The following is a 22,341-nucleotide window of genomic DNA, read 5'->3' on the forward strand; positions in this document are numbered from 1 at the left end:
AATATCCTGAATACGTATCGGGTGACGGCGCGGGGAACGACGACCGCCTGCGAACCATGACCGCGGATGACCCTTTACCGGATCACCGGACGCGGCGCGGGAAAGCGCAGCGCGCCTTCCCGGTTCGTCTGTTCTTTATTTAGCGATCGACGCGCTCTTGAGGCGGCCGAAAGCGCCTTCGACCAGCGCCTTCTGCTGCTCGTAGTGCTTCGCGTAGTAGCCGACTGCCGGCGAGGCCGAAGCCGGACGGCCGCTGTATGCCAGCTTCTGCCCTTCCTTCATGCCTTCCTTCAGGTGGTGCTCGATGTAGAACCACGGGCCCTGATTCTGCGGCTCGTCCTGCACCCAGACCACTTCGGTCGCGTTGTCGTACTTCTTGATTTCCGCTTCGAACTGCTTGTGCGCGAACGGATAGAGCTGTTCGATACGGACGATCGCGACGTCGTTCGACTTCGATTCGCGGCGATGCGCGAGCAGGTCGTAGTACACGCGGCCCGAGCAGACGACCACGCGCTTGACCTTCTTCGCGTCGATGGTCTCGTCGGTTTCGCCGATCACCGGCTGGAACGAACCCTTCGCCAGTTCCGACAGATCCGACACGGCTTCCTTGTGACGCAGCAGCGACTTCGGCGTCGCAACGATCAGCGGCTTGCGGAACAGGCGGATCATCTGCCGGCGCAACAGGTGGAAAATCTGCGCCGGCGTGGTCGGCTGAACGACCTGCATGTTGTGGTCTGCGCACAGTTGCAGGAAACGCTCGATGCGCGCCGACGAGTGCTCCGGACCCTGGCCTTCGTAGCCGTGCGGCAGCAGCATCGTGAGACCCGACACGCGGCCCCACTTCACTTCGCCCGACGAGATGAACTGGTCGATCACGACTTGCGCGCCGTTCACGAAGTCGCCGAACTGCGCTTCCCATGCGACGAACGTATTCGGCTCAGCGGTCGAGTAGCCGTATTCGAAGCCCAGCACCGCTTCTTCCGACAGCACCGAGTCGATCACCGTGAACTTCGCCTGACCGTCGGCGATGTTCTGCAGCGGCACATAGGTGCCGTCGTTCCAGCGTTCGCGGTTCTGATCGTGCAGCACCGCGTGACGGTGCGTGAACGTGCCGCGGCCCGAGTCCTGACCGGTCAGGCGCACTGCATAGCCCGATGCGACCAGCGACGCGAATGCCAGGTGTTCGCCCATGCCCCAGTCGAGCTTCGCTTCGCCACGGCCCATCGCGCGACGGTCGTTGATGACGCGCTCGACCAGCGGGTGAACCTTGAAGTTTTCCGGGATCGTGGTGACGCGCTCGGCGAGGCGCTTCAGTTCGGCGAGCGGCACAGCCGTGTCGGCTGCGTCGGTCCACTTGCGGTTCAGGAACGGCACCCAGTCGACCGCGTACTTGCTCTTGTAATTCGAGAGCACCGGGTCGATCGTGTGATGGCCTTCGTCCATCGCCTTGCGGTAAGCCTTGACGAATTCGTCGCCTTCTTCCGCGGTGATCACGCCCTGTTGCACCAGCTTTTCGGCGTACAGCGCGCGCGTGCCCGGGTGCTTCGCAATCGTCTTGTACATCAGCGGCTGCGTGACCGCCGGCGTGTCCTGCTCGTTGTGACCCAGCTTGCGGAAGCAGACGATGTCGACGACGACGTCCTTGTGGAACTGCATTCGGAAATCGATCGCCAGTTGCGTCGCCAGAACGACCGCTTCAGGATCGTCGCCGTTCACGTGCAGCACCGGCGCTTCGATCATCTTGACGACATCCGAGCAGTACAACGTGGAGCGCGAGTCGCGCGGGTCCGACGTCGTGAAGCCGATCTGGTTGTTGATGACAATGTGCAGCGTGCCGTGCGTGCCGTAACCGCGCGTTTGCGCGAGGTTCAGCGTTTCCATCACGACCCCCTGCCCCGCGAAAGCCGCGTCGCCGTGAATCTGCACCGGCAACACTTGCAGGCCGCTGTCGTCGCCGCGACGGTCCATACGGGCCTTCGCCGAACCTTCGACCACCGGGTTGACGATTTCGAGGTGCGAGGGGTTGAACGCGAGCGACAGGTGAACCGGGCCGCCCTCGGTCGAGACGTCCGACGAGAAACCCTTGTGATACTTCACGTCGCCGGCCGGCAGGTCGTCGACGTGCTTGCCTTCGAATTCGGCGAACAGGTCGGCCGGCATCTTGCCGAGCGTATTGACCAGCACGTTCAGACGGCCACGGTGAGCCATGCCGATGACGATTTCCTGAACGCCGTTGGCGCCGCCGTGACGCACGACTTCGTCCATCGACGCGATGAAGCTTTCGCCGCCTTCGAGCGAGAAGCGCTTCTGGCCGACGTACTTGGTGTGCAGGAAACGCTCGAGGCCTTCAGCGGCCGTCAGGCGATTCAGGATGTGCTTCTTCTTTTCTTTGGTGAAGTTCGGCGTCGAGCGGATCGACTCGAGACGCTCCTTCCACCAGCGCTTCTGTTCCGGATCGCTGATGTACATGTACTCGGCGCCGATCGTGCCGCAGTACGTATCGCGCAATGCCTTGACGATCTCGCGCAGCGACGCACGCTCGAATCCGAAATACAGATTCGTTGCGCTGAACTCCTGGTCCATGTCGGCTTCGGTGAAGTCGTAGAACGCGGGTTCAAGTTCGGGAATAGCGGGACGTTCGCGGCGCTTCAGAGGATCGAGATTGGCCCATTGCGAGCCGAGGAAGCGATATGCGCCGATGAGGGACTGCACATAAACCTGCTTGCGGGCGGTTGCGAGATCTTCGCCGCCGGCAGCCGTGCGCGGGATGAAGGCATTAGCCTTGGCCCGTTGAGCAAACGATTCGACGATCGGGCCATGGGCCACGTCGTTGGCATTGCTGCCATCCGATGCAGGAACGTTCTGCAACGCGTCGAAATAGCTGCGCCAGTTCTCGGGCACTGACGCCGGATTATCGAGATACGCTTCGTACATTTCTTCTACGTACGGAGCATTGCCGCCGAACAGATAAGAGTTCGACTGGAATTGCTTCATCATTTTTACGCTCACCTTTCTTCGAGTTTCTCGAGAAATAGCGGGTTACAGAACCTTCCGCGACACGGCCTGACCGTTTAGCGGATTGCGCGAATCAAGTCTTGCTTGGAAGGACCTAAAACTTTGCACCCGGGGAGCATATCACAGAACGAATGACGCAGATAGCAGACGGATTGTCGCCCGAGCCCGTTGCGACGGGCTTTCACGACCGATCTCGGCACTGGTTTCGCAGCGCGCAATAGTATTCTGCGGAAACGGGGACGAATAGGCGATGAGCCGCGGCAACCGCATGCAACACGTCCTGTTTCAAGCCTGGAAATGACGAAAGCCACCCGAAGGTGGCTTTCGTCTACAACGCCGCGCAGCGAAGAATCGCCGCGAACCGGTTCAGGCCGAGGCCCGCTCAGTCCACCGCGCCCTTGCGGCTTGCGCTACGGCGCTCGTGCTCCTTCAGATACCGCTTGCGCAGACGGATCGATTGCGGCGTGACTTCGACCAACTCGTCGTCGTCGATGAATTCGACCGCATATTCCAGCGACATCTGGATAGGCGGCACGAGGCGCACCGCTTCGTCGGTGCCCGACGAACGCACGTTGGTCAGCTGCTTGCCCTTGATCGGGTTCACGACCAGGTCGTTGTCACGGCTGTGGATGCCGATGATCATGCCTTCGTACAGCGGCTCACCCGGCGACACGAACATACGGCCGCGATCCTGCAGCTTCCACAGTGCGTACGCGACTGCCGCGCCATCGTCCTGCGAGATCAGCACGCCGTTGCGACGCTCGCCGACCGCGCCTTCCCTGACCGGCTGGTACGAGTCGAACGTGTGGCTCATCAGGCCCGTGCCGCGCGTGAGCGTCAGGAATTCCGACTGGAAGCCGATCAGACCACGCGCCGAAATACGGTACTCGAGACGCGTACGGCCACGGCCGTCCGACGCCATGTCGAGCATTTCACCCTTGCGGCGACCCAGCTCTTCCATCACACCGCCCTGGTGGCCGTCTTCCATGTCGACCGTCAGGTTTTCATACGGCTCGTGCTTCACGCCGTCGATTTCCTGCATCACCACGCGCGGACGCGACACGGCCAGCTCGTAGCCTTCGCGGCGCATGTTTTCAACGAGAATGGTCAGGTGCAGTTCACCACGGCCCGCCACTTCGAAGGTAGTTTCGTCGCCGGTTTCCTTCACGCGCAGCGCGACGTTGTGGTTCAGTTCCTTCATCAGGCGGTCACGAATCTGACGGCTCGTGACGAACTTGCCTTCGCGGCCAGCCAGCGGCGACGAATTGACGAGGAAGTTCATCGTCAGCGTGGGTTCGTCGACGGTGATCATCGGCAGCGCGTCCGGCTGTTCCGGTGCGCAGATGGTCACGCCGATGCCGATTTCTTCGATACCGTTGATCAGCACGATGTCGCCGGCTTCAGCGGAGTCGACCTGGACGCGCTCGAGGCCCTTGAACGACAGCACCTGGTTGATCTTGCGGTTCAGGACCGCGCCATCCGGACCCGAACGCACGGCAACCGCCATGCCCGGCTTGATACGGCCACGCGTGATGCGGCCCACGCCGATACGACCGACGTACGACGAGTAATCCAGCGACGTGATCTGCAGCTGCAGCGGCGCATCTGGATCGGCCGGGCGCACCGGCACGTGCTTGAGCACGGCTTCGAACAGCGGACGCATGTCGCCTTCACGGACGTCCGACGTCAGGCCGGCATAGCCGTTCAGACCCGATGCGTAGACGATCGGGAAGTCGAGCTGTTCGTCAGTTGCGCCCAGCTTGTCGAACAGGTCGAACGTCTGGTTGATCACCCAGTCGATGCGCGCACCCGGACGATCCACCTTGTTGATCACGACGATCGGCTTCAGGCCGAGCGCCAGCGCCTTCTTGGTCACGAAGCGCGTTTGCGGCATCGGGCCTTCGACGGCGTCGACCAGCAGCAGCACCGAGTCGACCATCGACAGCACGCGCTCCACTTCACCGCCGAAGTCGGCGTGGCCCGGGGTGTCGACGATGTTGATGTGCGTGCCTTCGTATTCGACCGCGCAGTTCTTCGACAGGATCGTGATGCCACGTTCCTTTTCGATGTCGTTCGAGTCCATCACGCGCTCGGCGATTTGCTGGTTGTCGCGGAACGTGGCGGTCTGACGGAGGAGCTGGTCGACGAGCGTGGTCTTGCCGTGGTCGACGTGAGCAATGATGGCGATGTTGCGTAGGGCGCGGGTCATAGGAAACCTGGAGACAGTTGGAGTGCGCCGCTTGCTTATGCCGGTTACTACTTTACTGATACCAACCACGACAAGCCCAAAGCGCACTTTTGGGAACCCAACATTGTAGCACGCAAGAATGAAGCTTTCTGGTATTCCCTGATAGACCCGCCCTCTTCCACACAGCGGTGCATGGGACGGCCTGACTCCGTCAGCGCAGACCTACGCGAAGTCGTGTCTATTCCGGCTTGGGAACGGACAGATCCTTGCCTAAGCTGTAATAACGCTTGCCGCGTCAATCAACCGCGTCCTATAATCCTGCCTAGTCAACCATTGCATTCGCACGAGAATCATGACGGAGCCGTCCCCCAATACCACGCCGGACCTGAGCGAGTATCAGCTAGGCGAAAGCGTCGGCTATCTCCTCTCGCGGGTGAAATCGACCATGTCGAACCTGATCACCCAGCGCAGCATGGCCGAGTTGGGCATCACCAGTCAGCAAGGCAGCATCCTGTTCATGGTCGCCAGCGGAAAATGCCTGCTGGCCGCCGAGCTGGCCCGTGAATACGGCATCGACGCAAGCGCCGTCACGCGCCTGATCGACCGCCTGGAGAAGCGCGGACTGCTGACCCGCGTGCGTAGTAACGAAGACCGCCGGGTCGTACGCCTTGCGCTGACCCCGGAAGGCCATGCGATCGCAGCCAGAATGCCGGGCATCTTCAACGGCGTGCTGGACAGCCTGCTGAACGGTTTCACCGCCGAAGAAGTGGGTTTTCTGAAGAGCATGCTGCGTCGCGTGCTCGTCAATTCCGGTGAACAAACGGGACTAACCCGTGATGCAGCAAGCAATTTTGACAGCAAATCGTAAGAAATTGCTTGCAGTGTCCATCATTACATTCCACTCAAAGAGTCGAGCGATGAAATCCCTTTCCCTGTCCGCGCCCGCGCTTTCGAGCCGGGCCGCTGTCGCCGCTGCGGTGACGGCGCTCGCCCTTACGGGGTGCGCGAACTACTTCGGCATGAAGAACGACAAGCAGATCTCGTCGCCGACGCAGTACGAGTCAGCGCGGAGCCTGCCCGGCGAAGGCGGCCAATGGCCGTCGCTCGACTGGGCCCAGCAGTTCGGCGACCCGCAGTTGTCCAACCTGATCGCGGAAGCGCTCGACGGCAGTCCGTCGATTGCGCAGGCACAAGCGCGTCTGGCGAAGGCGTCCTCGTACATCGAAAGCTCGCGCTCGGCGCTGTTCCCGAAGGTCAACGCCAGCTATTCGTGGACCCGCGAGATCTTCTCCGCCAACTCGCTCTACCCGCCTCCGTACGGCGGCACCTGGTATAGCGAGAACAATGTGCTCGCGAGCGCATCGTGGGATCTCGACCTGTGGGGCAAGAACCGTGAGCGCCTCGGCCAGGCCGTCTCGCAGGAAAGGGCCGCTCAGGCGGACATGCAGCAGGCGCGCGTGACGCTCGCCGCGTCCGTGGCGAGCACCTACAACCAGCTCGCGCAGCTGTACGCGTTCCGTGAAATCGCCGAGCGCGAAATCGCCAACCGCAAGGACATCGGCCGCATTACCGACGGCCGCGTCGTGGCCGGTCTCGACACCAACGTCGAGCGGCAAACCGCGACGGGCAACATCGCGACCAGCCAGTCGAACCTGACCGACCTCGACGGCCAGATCACCGTCGTGCGCTACCAGCTGGGCGCGTTGCTCGGCAAAGGTCCGGACCGCGGCCTGCAGATCGCCAGGCCGACGCTGACAGCCGGCGACACGGTCGCGCTGCCGAACAACATCCCGGCCGACCTCGTGGCGCGCCGCGCGGATATCGTCGCCGCGCGCTGGCAGGTCGAAGCGGCCATGCACGACGTGAAGGAAGCGAAAGCCGAATTCTTCCCCGACGTGAACCTCGCGGCCGGCTTTGGTTTCGACGCGTTCGGCTGGGGCCGCTTCCTGACCGCGTCGAGCCGTCAGATCCAGTTCGGTCCGGCGATTCACCTGCCAATCTTCGACGCCGGCGCATTGCGCTCGCAACTGAAGGGCCGTTTTGCCGATTTCGACCTCAACGTGGCGAACTACAACCAGACGCTGATCAACGCGCTCCAGCAGGTCGCGACACAGGTGTCGTCGATCCGCTCAATCGACCAGCAGGAAGGCGACGCGCAACGCGCGCTCGAGGCGTCGAGCAAGGCCTATCAACTGGCTGTGATCCGCTACAAGGCCGGCCTGTCGCCGCAGTTGCAGGTGCTGACCGCCGACCAGAATCTGCTCGCCGCCGAACAGACGGTGACGGGCCTGAAGATGCGCCGCCGCGATATGCAGATCGGCCTCATCAAGGCGCTCGGCGGCGGTTTCGACGCAACACAGACCGGCCTCGTGGTGCCGACCGATGCCCCGGCATCGGCCACCGCCGCGACCGCCGCGGCGAACTGACCACGCGCCGCGCAGCACGCACACCAACATCCGAATAAACGACGACGTTCAAGAGAACCCGGAGCACATCAATGAGCACCCCCCAACAGCCCGCGCCCAACGCACAACCGGCGAACAACGGCAAACGCAAGCGCATGATGACGCTGCTCGTCATCGTGATTCTGATCGCCGCGGTCGCCTACGGCCTGTACTACTTCCTCGTCGCGCGTTTCCATGAAGACACCGACGACGCGTACGTGAGCGGCAACGTCGTGCAGATCACGCCGCAGGTCACGGGCACCGTGATCGCCGTGAACGCGGACGACACGCAAGTCGTCAAGGCGGGCGATCCGCTCGTCGTGCTCGATCCGGCCGACGCGCGCGTCGCGCTCGAACAGGCCGAGGCGAATCTCGCGCAAACGGTGCGCCAGGTGCGCGGCCTGTTCGCCGACGACAATCAATACCAGGCGCAAGTCGAACTGCGTCAGTCCGATCTGTCGCGCGCTCAGGACGACCTGAAGCGCCGTCTGACGGTCGCGCAAACCGGCGCGGTGTCGCAGGAAGAAATCTCGCACGCCCGCGACGCCGTGAAGAGCGCGCAAGCCGCCGTCGACGCCGCCAGGCAGCAACTGGCGTCGAACCGCGCGCTGACCGCTAACACCACGATTGCAAACCATCCGAACGTGCAGGCCGCCGCCGCGAAGGTCCGCGACGCGTACCTGAACCACGCGCGTAACGTCCTGCCCGCGCCCGTGACCGGCTATGTCGCGAAGCGCTCGGTGCAGGTCGGCCAGCGCGTCTCGCCGGGCACCCCGTTGATGGCCATCGTGCCGCTGCACGACGTATGGGTCGATGCGAACTTCAAAGAAGTGCAGCTCAAGCACATGCGCATCGGCCAGCCGGTGGAACTGACCGCCGACGTGTACGGTTCGTCGGTGCCGTATCACGGCAAGGTGGTCGGCTTCTCCGCGGGCACGGGTTCGGCGTTCTCGCTGCTGCCCGCGCAAAACGCGACCGGCAACTGGATCAAGGTGGTACAGCGTCTGCCGGTGCGTATCGCGCTCGATCCGCAGGAACTCGACAAGAACCCGCTGCGCATCGGTCTGTCGATGCAAGCCGACGTGAACATCAAGGACGCCAGCGGCGGCCAGCTCGGCAACGCGTCGAATACCGCCTACCAGACCAACGTCTTCGATAAATACGGCGACGAAGCCGACGCGGAAATCGCCCGCATCATCGCGGAAAACGCCGGCCCGAACGGCGGCACGCCAAAGTCGACTCAGACCGGCGCAGCCGCGAAGCCCGCAGCGAAGAGCTAAGCAGCCACACGACGATTCATAGAAGGCTTCTTTAATGGCTCAGGCTCAGGCTCAGGCGCAAGCCCCTCACCCGCCGCTCGAGGGCGCGCAACTGGTGATCGGCACCATCGCGGTGTCGCTCGCCGTGTTCATGAACGTGCTCGACACGTCGATCGCGAACGTGTCGATCCCGTCGATCTCGGGCGATCTCGGCGTGTCTGCCGATCAGGGCACGTGGGTGATCACCTCGTTCGCGGTCGCGAACGCGATCTCCGTGCCGCTGACCGGCTGGCTCACCGATCGCATCGGCCAGGTGCGTCTGTTCATGGCGTCGATCGTGCTGTTCGTGATTTCGTCATGGCTGTGCGGTCTCGCGCCGACGCTGCCGTTCCTGCTGGCGTCGCGCGTGCTGCAAGGCGCGGTGGCCGGCCCGATGATCCCGTTGTCGCAAACGCTGCTGCTCGCCAGCTATCCCCGCGCGAAGGCGCCGATGGCGTTGTCGATGTGGGCGATGACGACGCTGATTGCGCCGGTGGCCGGTCCGATTCTGGGCGGCTGGATTTCCGACAACATCTCGTGGCCGTGGATTTTCTACGTCAACATTCCGGTCGGCATCATCGCCGCTGCTGCGACGTGGACGATTTTCCGCAACCGCGATTCGGCGATCCGAAAAGCACCGATCGACGGCGTCGGCCTCGGCCTGCTGATCGTCTGGGTCGGCTCGCTGCAGGTGATGCTCGACAAGGGTAAGGACCTCGACTGGTTCTCGTCGACGACCATCGTCGTGCTGGCGCTGGTCGCGGTTATCGCGCTCGCGTTCTTCATCGTGTGGGAGTTGACGGCCGAGCATCCGGTAGTGGATCTGTCGCTGTTCAGCCGGCGCAATTTCACGGGCGGCACGATCGCACTGTCGATCGGCTACGGGCTCTACTTCGGCAATCTCGTGTTGCTGCCGCTGTGGCTACAAACCGATATCGGCTACACCGCGACCGAAGCGGGGCTGGTGATGGCACCGGTCGGTCTGTTCGCCGTGCTGCTGTCGCCGATCACGGGCAAGATCTTGCCGCGTACCGATCCGCGCTATATCGCGACGCTGTCCTTCCTCGTGTTCGCGCTGTGCTTCTGGATGCGCTCGCGTTATACGACCGGCGTCGATACGTATTCGCTGCTGCTGCCCACGTTGATTCAGGGCATCGGCATGGCGGGGTTCTTCATTCCGCTCGTGTCGATCACGCTGTCGGGCTTGCCTGGCAACCGGATTCCGGCGGCATCGGGTCTGTCGAATTTCGTGCGGATCATGTGCGGCGGCATTGGCACTTCGATTTTCCAGACCGCGTGGGATCACCGCACGATCATGCATCACGCGCAACTGGCCGAACAGGCGAACGCGTACAACCCGGTCTTCGATCAGTCGATCCGGCAGATGGGTGCGGCAGGCTTCAGTCAGCCGCAGGCGTATGGTCTCTTCAATTCGATGGCCACACAGCAAGCCGCGCAATTGGGCGTGAACGATCTGTTCTTTGTTTCCGCCGGCATTTTCGTGGCGCTGATCGCGCTGATCTGGATCACGCGGCCGGAACGCGCGGGCGGCGATGCGGGCGCGGCGGCGGCTGCTGCGCACTGAGGCTCCGCTTCAGTCATACAAAGCTCGCGAGATGAAAAAAGGCGGGACCGCTCAGTAGCGGTCCCGCCTTTTTCTTTGCACTTGCAGCAGGCCGAACGCCTTTGCCGGACGCGTGGCCCTCCATGCTCAAGGTGACGCCAGCGATCTAGCTCGCCGTCGTTACCACCAGCCGTTCGGGCGCGAGCACGCCCTCACCTTGCTTCGCGACGCCCAGCAAGCGGCCTTGTCCCGCATACACTCTCACGCGCGGCGCGTTCACGGCATCGCCGGCAATGGTCAACTCGGAAAGCTTCAGGCGTTGGCCGTGCAGAAAGCGGCGCGTGTCGTCTTCGTTCAACCGCACGAGCGGGAATGTCGACAGTAACGCGTCTACCGGCTGCAGCCACGAATCGCGCTCGCTTTCCGTTGCATCGGACAACGCATCGAGCGTCACCGAATTCGCGAGCGTCAACGCGCCGACACCGGTGCGCCGCAGCGCGACCAGATGCGCGCCGCATCCCAGCGCCTCGCCGATATCCTCGGCCAACGTGCGCACGTAGGTGCCCTTGCTGCACGTCACGCGAAATGTCACATCCGGCAGCGCGCAAGCGAGCAATTCGAGCTTGAGGATCGTTACCTGACGCCCTTCCCGCTCCACGGTCTGCCCAGCGCGTGCATATTCGTACAGCGGCTTGCCATCGCGCTTGAGCGCCGAATACATCGGCGGAACCTGGACAATGACGCCGAGAAACTTGGACAGCACAGCTTGCACCGCCGCCTCGTCGCACGCCACTTCTCGCGTGTCGATCGCTTCACCCTCGGCGTCGCCGGTGGTCGTACGAATGCCGAGGCGCATGGTCGCCTCGTAGGTCTTGTCGGCTTCGAGCAGGTCTTGCGAAAACTTGGTGGCTTCGCCGAAACACAGCGGCAGCAGGCCTGTCGCCAAAGGGTCGAGCGTGCCGGTATGGCCGGCTTTTTTCGCCAGATAGAGACGCTTCGCGCGGATCAGCGCGTCGTTGCTCGATAGGCCAAGCGGCTTGTCGAGCAGCAGGACCCCGTCGAGCGCGCGACGCGGCACGCGGGGGCGTTGAGGTGCGGTCATGTCAGAAAGGCGGAGACTTCAATGAATACAAAAACGGCACTGAGCGCATCGCGGCTCTCAGGCATGGCAACGAGCGCGGCCGCTCACGGTGCGCTCAGTCTTCCTTCGCGCGATTGGCATTCGCCTCGTCGATCAGACGCGACATTTCGACGGCGCGCTCGATCGTCTTGTCGTAGTGGAAATGCAGCGTCGGCACCGTATGGATATGCAGTCGCTTGAAGAGCTGATTGTGCAGATGGCCGGCCGCGTGCGTGAGCGCTTCGAGCGTCTGTTGCGGGTCGCCGGTCAGCGTCGTGAAATAGACTTTCGCGTGCGCGTAGTCCGGCGTCAGCTCGATGCTCTGAATCGTGACGATGCCGATGCGCGGATCCTTGACCTCGCGCAGCAGTTCGGACAGATCGCGCTGGATCTGATCGGCGATCTGCACGTTGCGATTGGGAGAAGAACGTTTCTTAGGCATGGTGTTGTGTGATCCGATCTGACGGATGCAAAAAGTGGTTCGCGCAAGCCGAAGTGTTTTTTTTACGCGGCATACAAGCGGCGCGCTTTTCAAAGCATGACCAGGGGCTTGCGCACAGTGGGCCCAAAAACAACGGGCGGAGCGGGCGTCAAAGCCCGCTCCGCCCGTTGAGCCGTGTCGCGTGAATTACAGCGAACGCGCGACTTCGGTGACCTCGAAGACTTCGAACTGATCGCCTTCGACGATGTCGTTGAAGTTCTTGATCGACATACCGCACTCGAAGCCCTGACGGACTTCCTTCACGTCGTCCTTGAAGCGCTTGAGCGAATCGAGCTCGCCCGTGAAGATGACGACGTTGTTGCGCAGCACGCGCACTGACGACGAGCGCTTGACGAAACCGTCCGTGACCATACAGCCGGCCACCGCGCCGATCTTCGGTACCTTGAAGACCTGGCGCACTTCGACCGTACCCGTCACGACTTCGCGCTTCTCCGGTGCCAGCATGCCCGACATCGCGGCCTTCACGTCATCCACTGCGTCATAGATGATGTTGTAGTAGCGAATATCGACGCCGTTGGACTCCGCCAGCTTGCGAGCCTGCGCATCCGCACGAGTGTTGAAGCCGATGATGACCGCCTTCGAAGCCGTGGCCAGGTTGACGTCGGACTCGCTGATGCCGCCCACGGCGCCGTGCACGATCTGCACGCGCACTTCGTCGGTCGACAGCTTGAGCAGCGACTGCACCAAAGCTTCCTGCGAACCCTGCACGTCAGCCTTGACGATGAGCGGCATGTACTGCACTTCGCCTTCGCCCATCTGCTCCAGCATGTTCTCGAGCTTCGCGGCCTGTTGTTTGGCCAGCTTGACGTCGCGGAACTTGCCTTGACGGAACAGCGCGACTTCACGCGCTTTGCGGTCGTCCGGCATGACGATGACTTCTTCGCCTGCTTGCGGGACTTCCGACAGACCCTGAATTTCGACCGGGATCGACGGACCGGCGGACTTGGTCGGCTTGCCGGTTTCGTCGAGCATGGCTCGCACGCGACCGTAAGCGCTACCCGCCAACACTACATCGCCGCGGTTCAGCGTACCCGACTGGACCAGGATCGTTGCAACCGGACCCTTACCCTTGTCGAGCTTCGCTTCGATGACGAGACCCTTGGCCGGCGCTTCGACCGGTGCCTTCAGTTCCAGCACTTCGGCTTGCAGCAACACGTTTTCGAGCAGATCGTCGATGCCCGCGCCGGTCTTGGCCGACACCGACACGAACGGCGAATCGCCACCGTACTCCTCCGGTACGACGCCTTCCGCGACGAGTTCCTGCTTCACGCGTTCCGGATTCGCATCCGGCTTGTCGATCTTGTTGATCGCAACGACGAGCGGCACGCCGCCTGCCTTCGCATGGGCAATCGCTTCCTTCGTCTGCGGCATCACGCCGTCGTCGGCTGCGACCACCAGAATCACGATGTCGGTTGCCTTCGCACCGCGGGCACGCATGGCCGTAAAGGCTTCGTGACCCGGCGTGTCGAGGAACGTGATCACGCCACGCGGCGTTTCGACGTGGTAAGCGCCGATGTGCTGCGTAATGCCGCCCGCTTCGCCCGCTGCAACCTTCGCGCGGCGGATGTAGTCGAGCAGCGAGGTCTTGCCGTGGTCGACGTGACCCATGACCGTGACGACCGGCGGACGCGGCAACGCTTCCGCATCGGACACCTCGCCTTCGACCAGCATCGCTTCCGGGTCGTCCAGCTTGGCCGCCACCGCGTGGTGCCCCAGTTCCTCGACGATGATCATCGCCGTTTCCTGGTCCAGCATCTGGTTGATCGTGACCATCTGGCCGAGCTTCATCATCGACTTGATGACTTCCGAGGCCTTCACCGCCATCTTGTGCGCCAGATCGGCGACCGTGATGGTTTCCGGCACGTGCACTTCCCGCACGATCGGTTCGGTCGGCGCCTGGAACGTGGTGTTCTGATCCTGATGCTTGCCGCGCCCCTTCGGGCCGCCGCGCCAGCCGCGATCAACACCGCCGCTCGAATCGCCACGCGTCTTGATACCGCGGCGCTTCGCTGCGTCGTCCTGCCAGCCGCCCTTGCCGCCGCCCGGCTTCTTCTTGTCGCCGGCGGACGGCGCGCTCGGGGAAGCCGGAGCCGCAGCAGCCGGCTTCTTCGCAGCCGGACGCGCCGGTGCTTCGCCTGCCGGACGCGCGGGCTTGTGCAGCGTGCCCTTGGCTTCCGCGGCCTTGGCCGGCTCGGCGGGCTTCGGTGCCGGTTCCGGCGCCTTGACCTGCGCCTTGCGCGGCGTGTTCATCATTTCGCGAATCGCCCGTGCTTCGGCTTCCGCCGCGGCGCGGCGCTTCGCGATTTCTTCCTGCTCGGCACGCGCTTTCTCGGCGGCCTGACGCGCTGCGTCTTCCGCCTTCTTCGCGGCCTCGCGTTGCGCAGCACGTTCCGCCGCTGCGCGTTCGTCGTCCTGCTCGCTTTCCTTGGCGACGACCGGCTCCGCTGCCTTGGCAGCCGCCGGCTCGGCCTTCGCGACGACCGGCTGCGCGACTTGCGCCACCTGCTGGACCTTCTCGCGTGCCGCCGCCTCGGCCGCAGCCGCTGCGCGCTTCTTCGCCGCTTCCTCTTCCGCACGACGACGCTCGGCTTCGGCAGCCTGCTCACGCGCCTGACGCTCGGCTTCTTCGCGTTCGAGTTGTTCCTGGCGAGCCTTCAGCTCCTGAGCCTGCTTTTCGAGCAGCTCAGCTTCGTGACGAGCTTCCTCTTCACGACGCTGAAGTTCCAGATCGTCGACCTCGGCGCCTTCGGCCGCATGATTCGATGCATCTCCGCCTTCGGCGGAGGTTTCGTCGCGGCGGACGAAAGTGCGCTTCTTGCGCACCTCGACCTGAATGGTGCGAGCTTTACCCGTCGCATCGGATTGCTTGATTTCCGACGTATGCCGTTTCGTCAGCGTGATCTTGCGCTTGTCCGCATCAGTCGAGCCGTGAGACTTGCGCAAGTGGTCGAGCAGACGCGCCTTGTCCGCCTCGGACAGGTTGTCGTCTTCGCTCGCTTTTGTGACGCCCGCTGCCTGCAGCTGCTCGAGCAGCACGCCTGCAGGCATTTTCAGTTCCGCGGCAAATTGGGCTACGTTGTTACTCGCCATTCATTCCTCTTAATGCAAGGACCGATTCCTTGCGGTTAGCATCGTGTCATGCGGCCTAACGGCCGCGTTCAATTTAGTGCGCCATGGTCATTTCTCACTGGAACCAGTGTTCACGTGCTTTCATGATCAACGCCTTAGCGGCATCCTCTTCCATACCGGTCATCTCGACCAGTTCATCCACGGCCAGCTCGGCGAGTTCGTCGCGCGTCTGGACCTGGTGTTCAGCAAGCTTCGCGAGCAGGTCGGCATCGACGCCGTCCAGGCTCTTCAGATCGAGCGCTACATTTTCGACCTTTTCTTCATTCGCGATCGCCAACGTCAACAGCGCGTCGCGCGAGCGATTACGCAGTTCGTGAACGGTGTCTTCGTCGAATGCTTCGATTTCGAGCATTTCGTTGAGCGGCACATAGGCGATCTCTTCGAGGCTCGTGAAGCCTTCGTCGATCAGGATGTCGGCGACTTCTTCGTCGACATCGAGACGCGCCATGAACAGGTCGCGCAATACACCGCGTTCCTGATTCTGCTTCTGCGCAGATTCGTCCGGCGTCATGATGTTGATCTGCCAGCCGGTGAGTTCGCTGGCAAGACGCACGTTCTGGCCGCTGCGGCCGATCGCGACCGCCAGCTCGTTTTCGTCTACGACGACGTCCATCGAGTGCTTTTCTTCATCGACGACGATCGACTGGACCGCTGCCGGCGCGAGCGCGCCGATCACGAACTGTGCGGGATCTTCCGACCATAGCACGATGTCGACGTTTTCGCCACCGAGCTCGTTACGCACCGCCTGCACCCGCGAACCGCGAATGCCGACGCAGGTGCCGATCGGATCGATGCGCTTGTCATAGGCGACCACGCCGATCTTCGCGCGCACGCCCGGATCGCGGGCCGCCGCCTTGATTTCCAGCAGGCCCTGCTCGATTTCCGGCACTTCCATCTCGAACAGCTTCATCAGGAATTCGGGCGCCGTACGCGACAGTTCGATCTGCGGACCGCGCGCGGTGCGATCGACCTTCGCGATGTAGGCGCGCACGCGGTCGCCCACGCGCAGGTTTTCCTTCGGAATCAGCTGGTCGCGGCGCAGCAGCGCTTCGACACGGCCGGTTTCGACGATGAAGTTGCCCTTGTCGAGACGCTTCACCGAGCCGGTCATGATGTGCTCGCCGCGCTCGAGGAAGTCGTTCAGGATCTGCTCGCGCTCAGCGTCGCGCACCTTCTGCAGGATCACCTGCTTGGCGGCCTGCGCGCCGATACGGCCAAATTCGATCGACGGCACCGGTTCTTCGATGTACTCGTCGAGTTGGATCTCGGGCTTCTGCTCACGTGCTTCGAACAGCAGAATTTCCTGATCCGGTTCCTGCAAACCGGCTTCGTCCGGCACCACTTTCCAGCGGCGAAACGTTTCGTGCTCGCCGCTTTCACGGTCGATATGGACGCGGATATCCGCATCTTCTTCGAAGAGTTTCTTGGAGGCCGAAGCGAGAGCCGCTTCGAGCGCGGCAAATACCACGTCTTTGTCGACATTCTTCTCGCGTGCCAGCGCATCCACCAGCATCAACACTTCGCGACTCATTGTTTGCGGCTCCTAAAGTCAACTTTCGGAACGAGGCGTGCTTTGTCCATGTCCGCGAGCGTGAAATCGAGCATCGCGGCGCCTTCCTTCCCTTCAAATTCCAGACCGATCGTTTCGCCTTGCGGAGCATGCAGGATGCCCCGGTACGATTTCCGTCCGTCCAATGGCTTTTTCAATGTGATAACCACTTCGCTGCCTGCGAAGCGTTCGAAATCCGCCAGTTTTTTCAGCGGGCGGTCGAGACCCGGCGACGATACTTCAAGCCGCTCGTAATCGATATTTTCGACCGTCAGAACGTGCTGGAGCTGACGCGTGACTTTCTCGCAGTCTTCGATCGCGATGCCGGCCGGCTGGTCGATATAGATGCACATCATGCCGCGCCCGGTGCGCTCGAGATCGACGAGCTCGTACCCGAGTCCCACGACCGTGGTTTCAATCAGTTCCGTCAGTTGCACAGTGCCCTCTTAGATGTTCGCGCAGCGAGCCTGCCGCTTGTTTTGCAAACAATCAATGCGGGCCGTGCGCCAAGCCGGCGCACGTTCGTGCGAACCCGAGATGCCGAACCACGATGAACTGAGCGGCAAAAAAAAATGGGCTAAACGCCCATCATCTTATTACCGGTGGTCGCACCTGAGCCGCACATGAAAAGCCGCACGCCCAGCGACTTCGCGATTGTAGCCATTTTTCGGGACAAACGCAAACCGCAGAACGCCGTACGAAGCGCATTTCCGCTTGATTTCATGGGAATCTTTCGACCTCGCGGCGGCCTCGCGGGCCTTTTGCAAAGCGGCTGCTGCCGCCTTGCCCCAGGCCGGGCAAGCGGGGCGGTCAAACCCCGCCCCATTTTCCGCCGCATCGCGGTTTCATGCGTGGCATGAAACCGTGGCATTCATCGATCGATTCCGACGGCGGCCGCGAAAATCGTTAAGGAACGATACGCCGCCGGTCGTCATACGCGGCCAATCCGGCCGCTCAACGACCGCGCGAACGGCCGCGCGGCGCGCCGCCGCCACGATTGGCGCCGCCCGCGTTGGCATTGCCGCCGCCCGCGCGGTTGGCGTTGCCGCCACGGTTGCCGGCCGGGCCGCGATTGCCGCCGCCCGGATTGGCAGTGTTGCCGCCGGCACGCTTGCCGCCGCCAGCACGATTACCGCTGCCCGACGGCGCGCGATTGCCGTCGACCTCACGACCGCCACGCGGGCCGGCCGCACCGCCGCCCAGCGCGCTGCCGAAACCACCGGCACCACGGCCGGCGCCACGGTTGCCGTACCCGGTGCTCGCGCCGCCGCCGAAGCCGCCGCCCGCCGCACCGCGACGGCCCTGACCCGGACCACGCGGCTGCTGTTCGAAACGGCTATGCGACATCAGCACGGGTTCGCGATTGATGAAGCCCATCGAGGTTTGCATCGGATCCGGCTGCTTGCGCTCCGGCGCCGAGCTACGGCCGCCGCGCTCTTCCGTCGGCGCCTTCAGTCCGACCGAGGCCATCAGCGCGCGCACCTGGTTGTCTTCGAGTTCTTCCCAACGGCCGCGCTTCAGACCCTTCGGCAGCGAGATCGGGCCGTGACGCGTACGGATCAGGCGGCTCACCATCAGGCCGGCCGCCTCGAACATACGGCGCACTTCGCGGTTACGCCCTTCGGCAAGCGCGACGTGATACCAGTGATTGGTGCCCTCGCCGCCGCCGTCGCGAATGCGCAGGAAGTTGGCCGGACCGTCATCCAGTTCGACGCCGTGCAGCAGCTTTTGACGCATGCCTTCGGCCAGCTCGCCGACCACCCGCACCGCATATTCACGCTCGACGCTGTAACGCGGGTGCATGAAGCGGTTCGCCAGATCGCCCGACGTGGTCAGCATCAGCAGACCTTCGGTGTTGAAGTCGAGGCGGCCGACCGCGAGCCACTTGGCGGTCTTCATCGGCGGCAGTTTATCGAACACCGACGGACGTCCTTCCGGGTCGGCATGGCTGACGATTTCGCCGGTCGGTTTGTGATACAGCAGCACGCGCGGCGGCTTGTTGGCCAGCTTGCGCTTGACCGGCTTGCCGTTGATGCGAACCTGATCGGTCGGCATGATGCGCTGGCCGATGTGAGCCGGCTCGCCGTTCACCGACACGCGGCCGGCCACGATCAGCTCTTCCATGTCGCGGCGCGACCCCATTCCGGCTTCGGCCAGCACCTTGTGCAGCTTCGGCGCGTCGTCGTCCGCGGCGAGCACGCGCTTGGGCGCAGCCGGTTTGCCATGACGCAGCATCGGGGCGCGCACGCTGCCGGTCGCGCTGTTATCCGCGTCGAACGCGGGGGATGTCACGTACGAGAACAGATCGTCCTGACCGGCTTCCGTGGCCGCCGCTGCCGGCGCCTCACCGCCGCGGCGGTTCTGACGCTGCCCGCCTTCACGCGGCTGACGCTCGCGCTGACCTTCACGAGGTGCGCCTTCGCGCTGACCACCCTCGCGCTTCGCGCCGCCCGCCTGGGCGTTGCGCCGCGAGCCCTGACCCTTGGCGCCTGCATCCTTGCGGGGCATGCGCACTTGCGCGACCACTTCGCCGTCCGGCGGCGCCTCGGTGACGACCGGCGCCCCTTGCGCGGGCGCGCCTTCGGCGCCCTTCGTCTTCGCCCCGGCGCGGCGCCGCGCGATCAGGCTGCGCGGTCCGCGACGCAGGCCGCGGCGCGGACGGTCTTCACCGTCTGCTTCCGCGCTCTGCGCCGGGCGCTCGCCCTCGCCTGCCGACGCTTGCGTGGTGCGCGTTTCGTCGGCCCGTGCCGACGGCACGGCGCGCTCGGATTCGGACGAATCGGTGTCGTGGGTATGTGTCAAAACAACCTCAAAATGTCAGGTCGCGCACGCCCGTTGCGGGTGTGGCAAAAAAGTTCGGTTACGTCAGGCGCTGCGCGACTCGGGTTCGTCGTCGGTCAGAATGCCTGCGTCCTGTGCGGCATCGCGACGATCTTCAGGATCGTCGTGCGCCGCCGTGGTCGGGTTCGGCTCGGCGGCGCGCTCCGTATTGCGGAGTACGCCCGAGTCGTGCGCGGGTGTTGCCGGATCGGCCTGGGAGACCGGATCGTCATGCTGTGCTGACCCGGCGATGCCGGTCTGCGGTGCTGCGTCTGCCGTTTCGGCATGTTCTTGTGCGCCCGGCGCGTCGATCGTGTCCGGATGCGCCTCAGGCGCCGGCGTGACGTCTGCGACAGTCCCGGCCGCTTCGGCTTCGTACGCTACGGTTTCGGCACCCTCTGCCCCCGTCGCCTCGGCCGGCCGCGACAACTCAGGGTGCTCCGCGGCTTCGCCTTCCGCGTCCGCCGCCAGATTCTGCGCGGTCTCGAGGTCGGCGAACTCGATCGCATGCTGCCCGAGCAGATCCGCGTTCAATTGCGCCGACGGATCCGCGAGCGGCGGCAATTCGTCGAGCGCGGTCAGCCCGAGGTCGTCGAGGAACTGCCGCGTGGTTGCGTACAGCGCCGGACGGCCCGGCACGTCACGATGGCCGATCACCTCGATCCAGCCGCGATCCTCGAGCTGCTTGACGACTTGCGTATTCACGGTGACACCGCGAATTTCTTCGATATCGCCCCGCGTGACCGGCTGCCGGTAGGCAATGATCGCGAGCGTCTCGAGCACCGCGCGTGAATATTTCGGCGGTTTTTCCGGATGCAAACGATCCAGGTACGAGCGCATCGCGGGCTTGCTTTGAAACCGCCAGCCCGATGCCAGCCCGACCAGCTCCACACCGCGCCCAGACCAGTCCTGCTTGAGGTCTTCGAGCAAGTTCCGAACGGTGTCTGCCGACACGCCGTCGGCAAAGAGCTTGCGCAATTCGCCGAGCTTTAACGGCTCCTGCGCGCAGATCAAGGCAGTCTCGAGGACGATCTTCGCCTCTTGGGTATTCATGCAGCTAGGTCAGACCCTGTGGTCAAAGAACCGGATCAAACAGACGATGTGGAACTGAAGACGCGCTCGCCCGATTCTGATCGGTCATATTGATGGGAGCACGCACCGGGGGGAGGCGAAACAGACTATCGAGCCAAACCCAGCCGGACGGAGCAGCGATATTCCTGGAAGGAATCGCGTGACTGAGCGCCATATTACGCAAAAACAATCGGTGCGTAAAGACGAAACCCGCCGCGCATTTTCCGGCTGCGCTCCCGCGGGTGTGCCTAAACGGAAAAGCGCAGGTAACCCGACAGAAACTCCGCCTTTTTCATTAGGCTTTTTCAGCCGGGCGGTCGGGCTTATTCTCCAAACGCCCACTAAACTGCGTCAGACCGCGCCAGAAACTGCTTCAGACGCTCGACGCCCGCGTCCAGGCGCGCCGTATCGCACGCATAGCACCAGCGCACGAAACCCTCACCCTGCGGCCCGAACGCGCTGCCGGGTGCCACACCAAGCCCGACTTCGCGCACGAGCGCCTTACATAGTTCGAGGCTGTGCGCCGCGCCCGGCATCGAGAAAAACAGATACATCGCGCCAGGCGGCACCTTGACATTGACGCCCGGCACTGCCGACAGCGCGCGCACAAGATGATCGCGCGAAGCTTTCAGGTCGAGCACCAATTCCCGCGTGAACCGCTCGCCCTGCTGGACGGCTGCGATGCCAGCCTGCTGGACGAACGACGGCGCGCATGACGTGTTGTACTCGACCAGCTTGGCCAGATCGTCCATCAATGCGGTCGGCGCGACGATCCAGCCGAGCCGCCAGCCGGTCATCAGCCACGCCTTCGAGAACGAGTTCACGCAGATCACGCGTTCGTCGCGGCCGGCCAGATCGAGGAACGACGGCGCGGTGCGCGCAGGCGCGCCGCTCGCGGCAGCGTCGGCGTCGGCGTCGGCGTAGTAGAGACGCTCGTAGACTTCGTCCGCGACAATCCAGATGCCGTGCCGCCGGCAATGGTCGAGCACGGTGCGCTGATCGTCGCGGCTCATCACCCAGCCGGTCGGATTGTTCGGCGAGTTGATCATCAGCATTCTGGTGTCGGGCGTCAGCGCCGCCAGCAATTGCTCGACGTCGAGCTGCCAGCCGCGTTCGCCGTAGCCCAGCGCAACCGTTTCGACGTGCGCACCCAGAATTTTCGGAATTTCGACCAGATTCGGCCACAGCGGGGTCACCGCAACGACGCGATCACCGGCGCCCACAACCAGTTGCGCGGCGAGCATCAGCGCGTTGACACCGGCGCTCGTCACCGCGATATGGTCCGGCGAGGTCGCGCCGTGCAGTTCGCTGACGTAGCTCGCGAGCGCCGCGCGCAACGGCGCGATGCCCAAATTATGCGTATAGAACGTAGCGCCGGCAGCCAGCGCGCTGCTGGCGGCGTCGCGGATGAAAGCGGGCGTGACCCGGTCGGACTCGCCGAACCAGAACGGCAGAACGTCTTCAACGCCAAAGCCGGCATTGGCGACTTCACGGATCTGCGAAGAACGCAGCGCGCGCACGGCATCGCGCGCATTCGGGATGGAGGGCACAGGCAGGTCCAAATCGCTCATCGAGACTTCCAGACAGGGTGAAAGGTAAAGGCTGACGGGCAGGGAAGGCGCCAGTTTAGCGCGGCGCCTG

At 63.5% G+C, this 22,341-nt stretch carries 14 protein-coding genes; 4 read left to right on the forward strand and 10 right to left on the reverse strand.

Translation table 11 applies throughout. The annotated features are described in order from the left end of the window. Nucleotides 1-135 precede the first annotated feature (135 nt). Together ACZ9H4_RS10060 and typA are read right to left on the reverse strand one after the other, a co-directional pair. A complete protein-coding gene (locus ACZ9H4_RS10060; protein ID WP_408154346.1) occupies nucleotides 136-2,997 on the reverse strand; it encodes a 2-oxoglutarate dehydrogenase E1 component in 2,862 nt (953 codons plus the stop codon). Nucleotides 2,998-3,397: 400 nt separating this feature from the next. Further along, nucleotides 3,398-5,224, reverse strand: coding sequence for a translational GTPase TypA (typA, locus tag ACZ9H4_RS10065; protein WP_476118935.1), 1,827 nt, complete (start codon nucleotides 5,222-5,224; stop codon nucleotides 3,398-3,400). A gap of 331 nt (nucleotides 5,225-5,555) precedes the next feature. Here typA and ACZ9H4_RS10070 point away from each other — a divergent pair, with 331 nt between their 5' ends. From ACZ9H4_RS10070 to ACZ9H4_RS10085, 4 genes are all read left to right on the forward strand, one after another. Beyond that, nucleotides 5,556-6,071, forward strand: a complete 516-nt coding sequence (locus ACZ9H4_RS10070; RefSeq protein WP_408154348.1) for a MarR family winged helix-turn-helix transcriptional regulator — start codon at nucleotides 5,556-5,558, stop codon at nucleotides 6,069-6,071. Nucleotides 6,072-6,120: 49 nt separating this feature from the next. After that, entirely contained in the window at nucleotides 6,121-7,629 is a 1,509-nt protein-coding gene (locus ACZ9H4_RS10075) for an efflux transporter outer membrane subunit (protein ID WP_408142930.1), read from the forward strand. Nucleotides 7,630-7,700: 71 nt separating this feature from the next. Then, nucleotides 7,701-8,927: an EmrA/EmrK family multidrug efflux transporter periplasmic adaptor subunit gene (locus ACZ9H4_RS10080; RefSeq protein ID WP_476118936.1), complete on the forward strand. Its 1,227-nt coding sequence runs from the start codon at nucleotides 7,701-7,703 to the stop codon at nucleotides 8,925-8,927. Between the two features lie 34 nt (nucleotides 8,928-8,961). After that, nucleotides 8,962-10,530 (forward strand): DHA2 family efflux MFS transporter permease subunit, encoded by a 1,569-nt coding sequence (locus ACZ9H4_RS10085; RefSeq protein WP_476118937.1) that lies wholly within the window; start codon nucleotides 8,962-8,964, stop codon nucleotides 10,528-10,530. A 145-nt stretch (nucleotides 10,531-10,675) separates the two neighbouring features. On the opposite strand, the gene truB is transcribed toward ACZ9H4_RS10085, so the two are convergent. From truB to ACZ9H4_RS10125, 8 genes are all read right to left on the reverse strand, one after another. Beyond that, nucleotides 10,676-11,611 (reverse strand): tRNA pseudouridine(55) synthase TruB, encoded by a 936-nt coding sequence (gene truB, locus ACZ9H4_RS10090; RefSeq protein WP_408326102.1) that lies wholly within the window; start codon nucleotides 11,609-11,611, stop codon nucleotides 10,676-10,678. Nucleotides 11,612-11,705: 94 nt separating this feature from the next. Continuing rightward, a complete protein-coding gene (rbfA, locus tag ACZ9H4_RS10095; RefSeq protein WP_121318621.1) occupies nucleotides 11,706-12,071 on the reverse strand; it encodes a 30S ribosome-binding factor RbfA in 366 nt (121 codons plus the stop codon). A gap of 186 nt (nucleotides 12,072-12,257) precedes the next feature. Further along, the gene (infB, locus tag ACZ9H4_RS10100; RefSeq protein ID WP_408142922.1) at nucleotides 12,258-15,221 is read right to left on the reverse strand and encodes a translation initiation factor IF-2; all 2,964 of its coding nucleotides are present in this window, start codon (nucleotides 15,219-15,221) and stop codon (nucleotides 12,258-12,260) included. A 94-nt stretch (nucleotides 15,222-15,315) separates the two neighbouring features. Then, entirely contained in the window at nucleotides 15,316-16,791 is a 1,476-nt protein-coding gene (gene nusA / locus ACZ9H4_RS10105) for a transcription termination factor NusA (protein ID WP_408142920.1), read from the reverse strand. After that, entirely contained in the window at nucleotides 16,788-17,246 is a 459-nt protein-coding gene (gene rimP, locus ACZ9H4_RS10110) for a ribosome maturation factor RimP (RefSeq protein WP_121318629.1), read from the reverse strand. Before rimP ends, nusA begins: the two co-directional genes overlap by 4 nt. A 517-nt stretch (nucleotides 17,247-17,763) precedes the next feature. Then, nucleotides 17,764-19,611 carry a 23S rRNA pseudouridine(2605) synthase RluB gene (gene rluB / locus ACZ9H4_RS10115; protein ID WP_476118939.1) on the reverse strand — a complete coding sequence of 616 codons (1,848 nt, stop codon included), beginning with the start codon at nucleotides 19,609-19,611 and terminating at the stop codon, nucleotides 17,764-17,766. A 63-nt stretch (nucleotides 19,612-19,674) separates the two neighbouring features. Next, complete coding sequence (scpB, locus tag ACZ9H4_RS10120) at nucleotides 19,675-20,682, reverse strand: SMC-Scp complex subunit ScpB (RefSeq protein ID WP_408326108.1); 1,008 nt, start codon at nucleotides 20,680-20,682, stop codon at nucleotides 19,675-19,677. A 359-nt stretch (nucleotides 20,683-21,041) separates the two neighbouring features. Continuing rightward, on the reverse strand, nucleotides 21,042-22,271 hold the full coding sequence (locus ACZ9H4_RS10125; RefSeq protein ID WP_408326110.1) for a pyridoxal phosphate-dependent aminotransferase: 1,230 nt from the start codon (nucleotides 22,269-22,271) through the stop codon (nucleotides 21,042-21,044). Nucleotides 22,272-22,341 lie beyond the last annotated feature (70 nt).

It is taken from the genome of Paraburkholderia sp. TE9906, assembly GCF_056279605.1.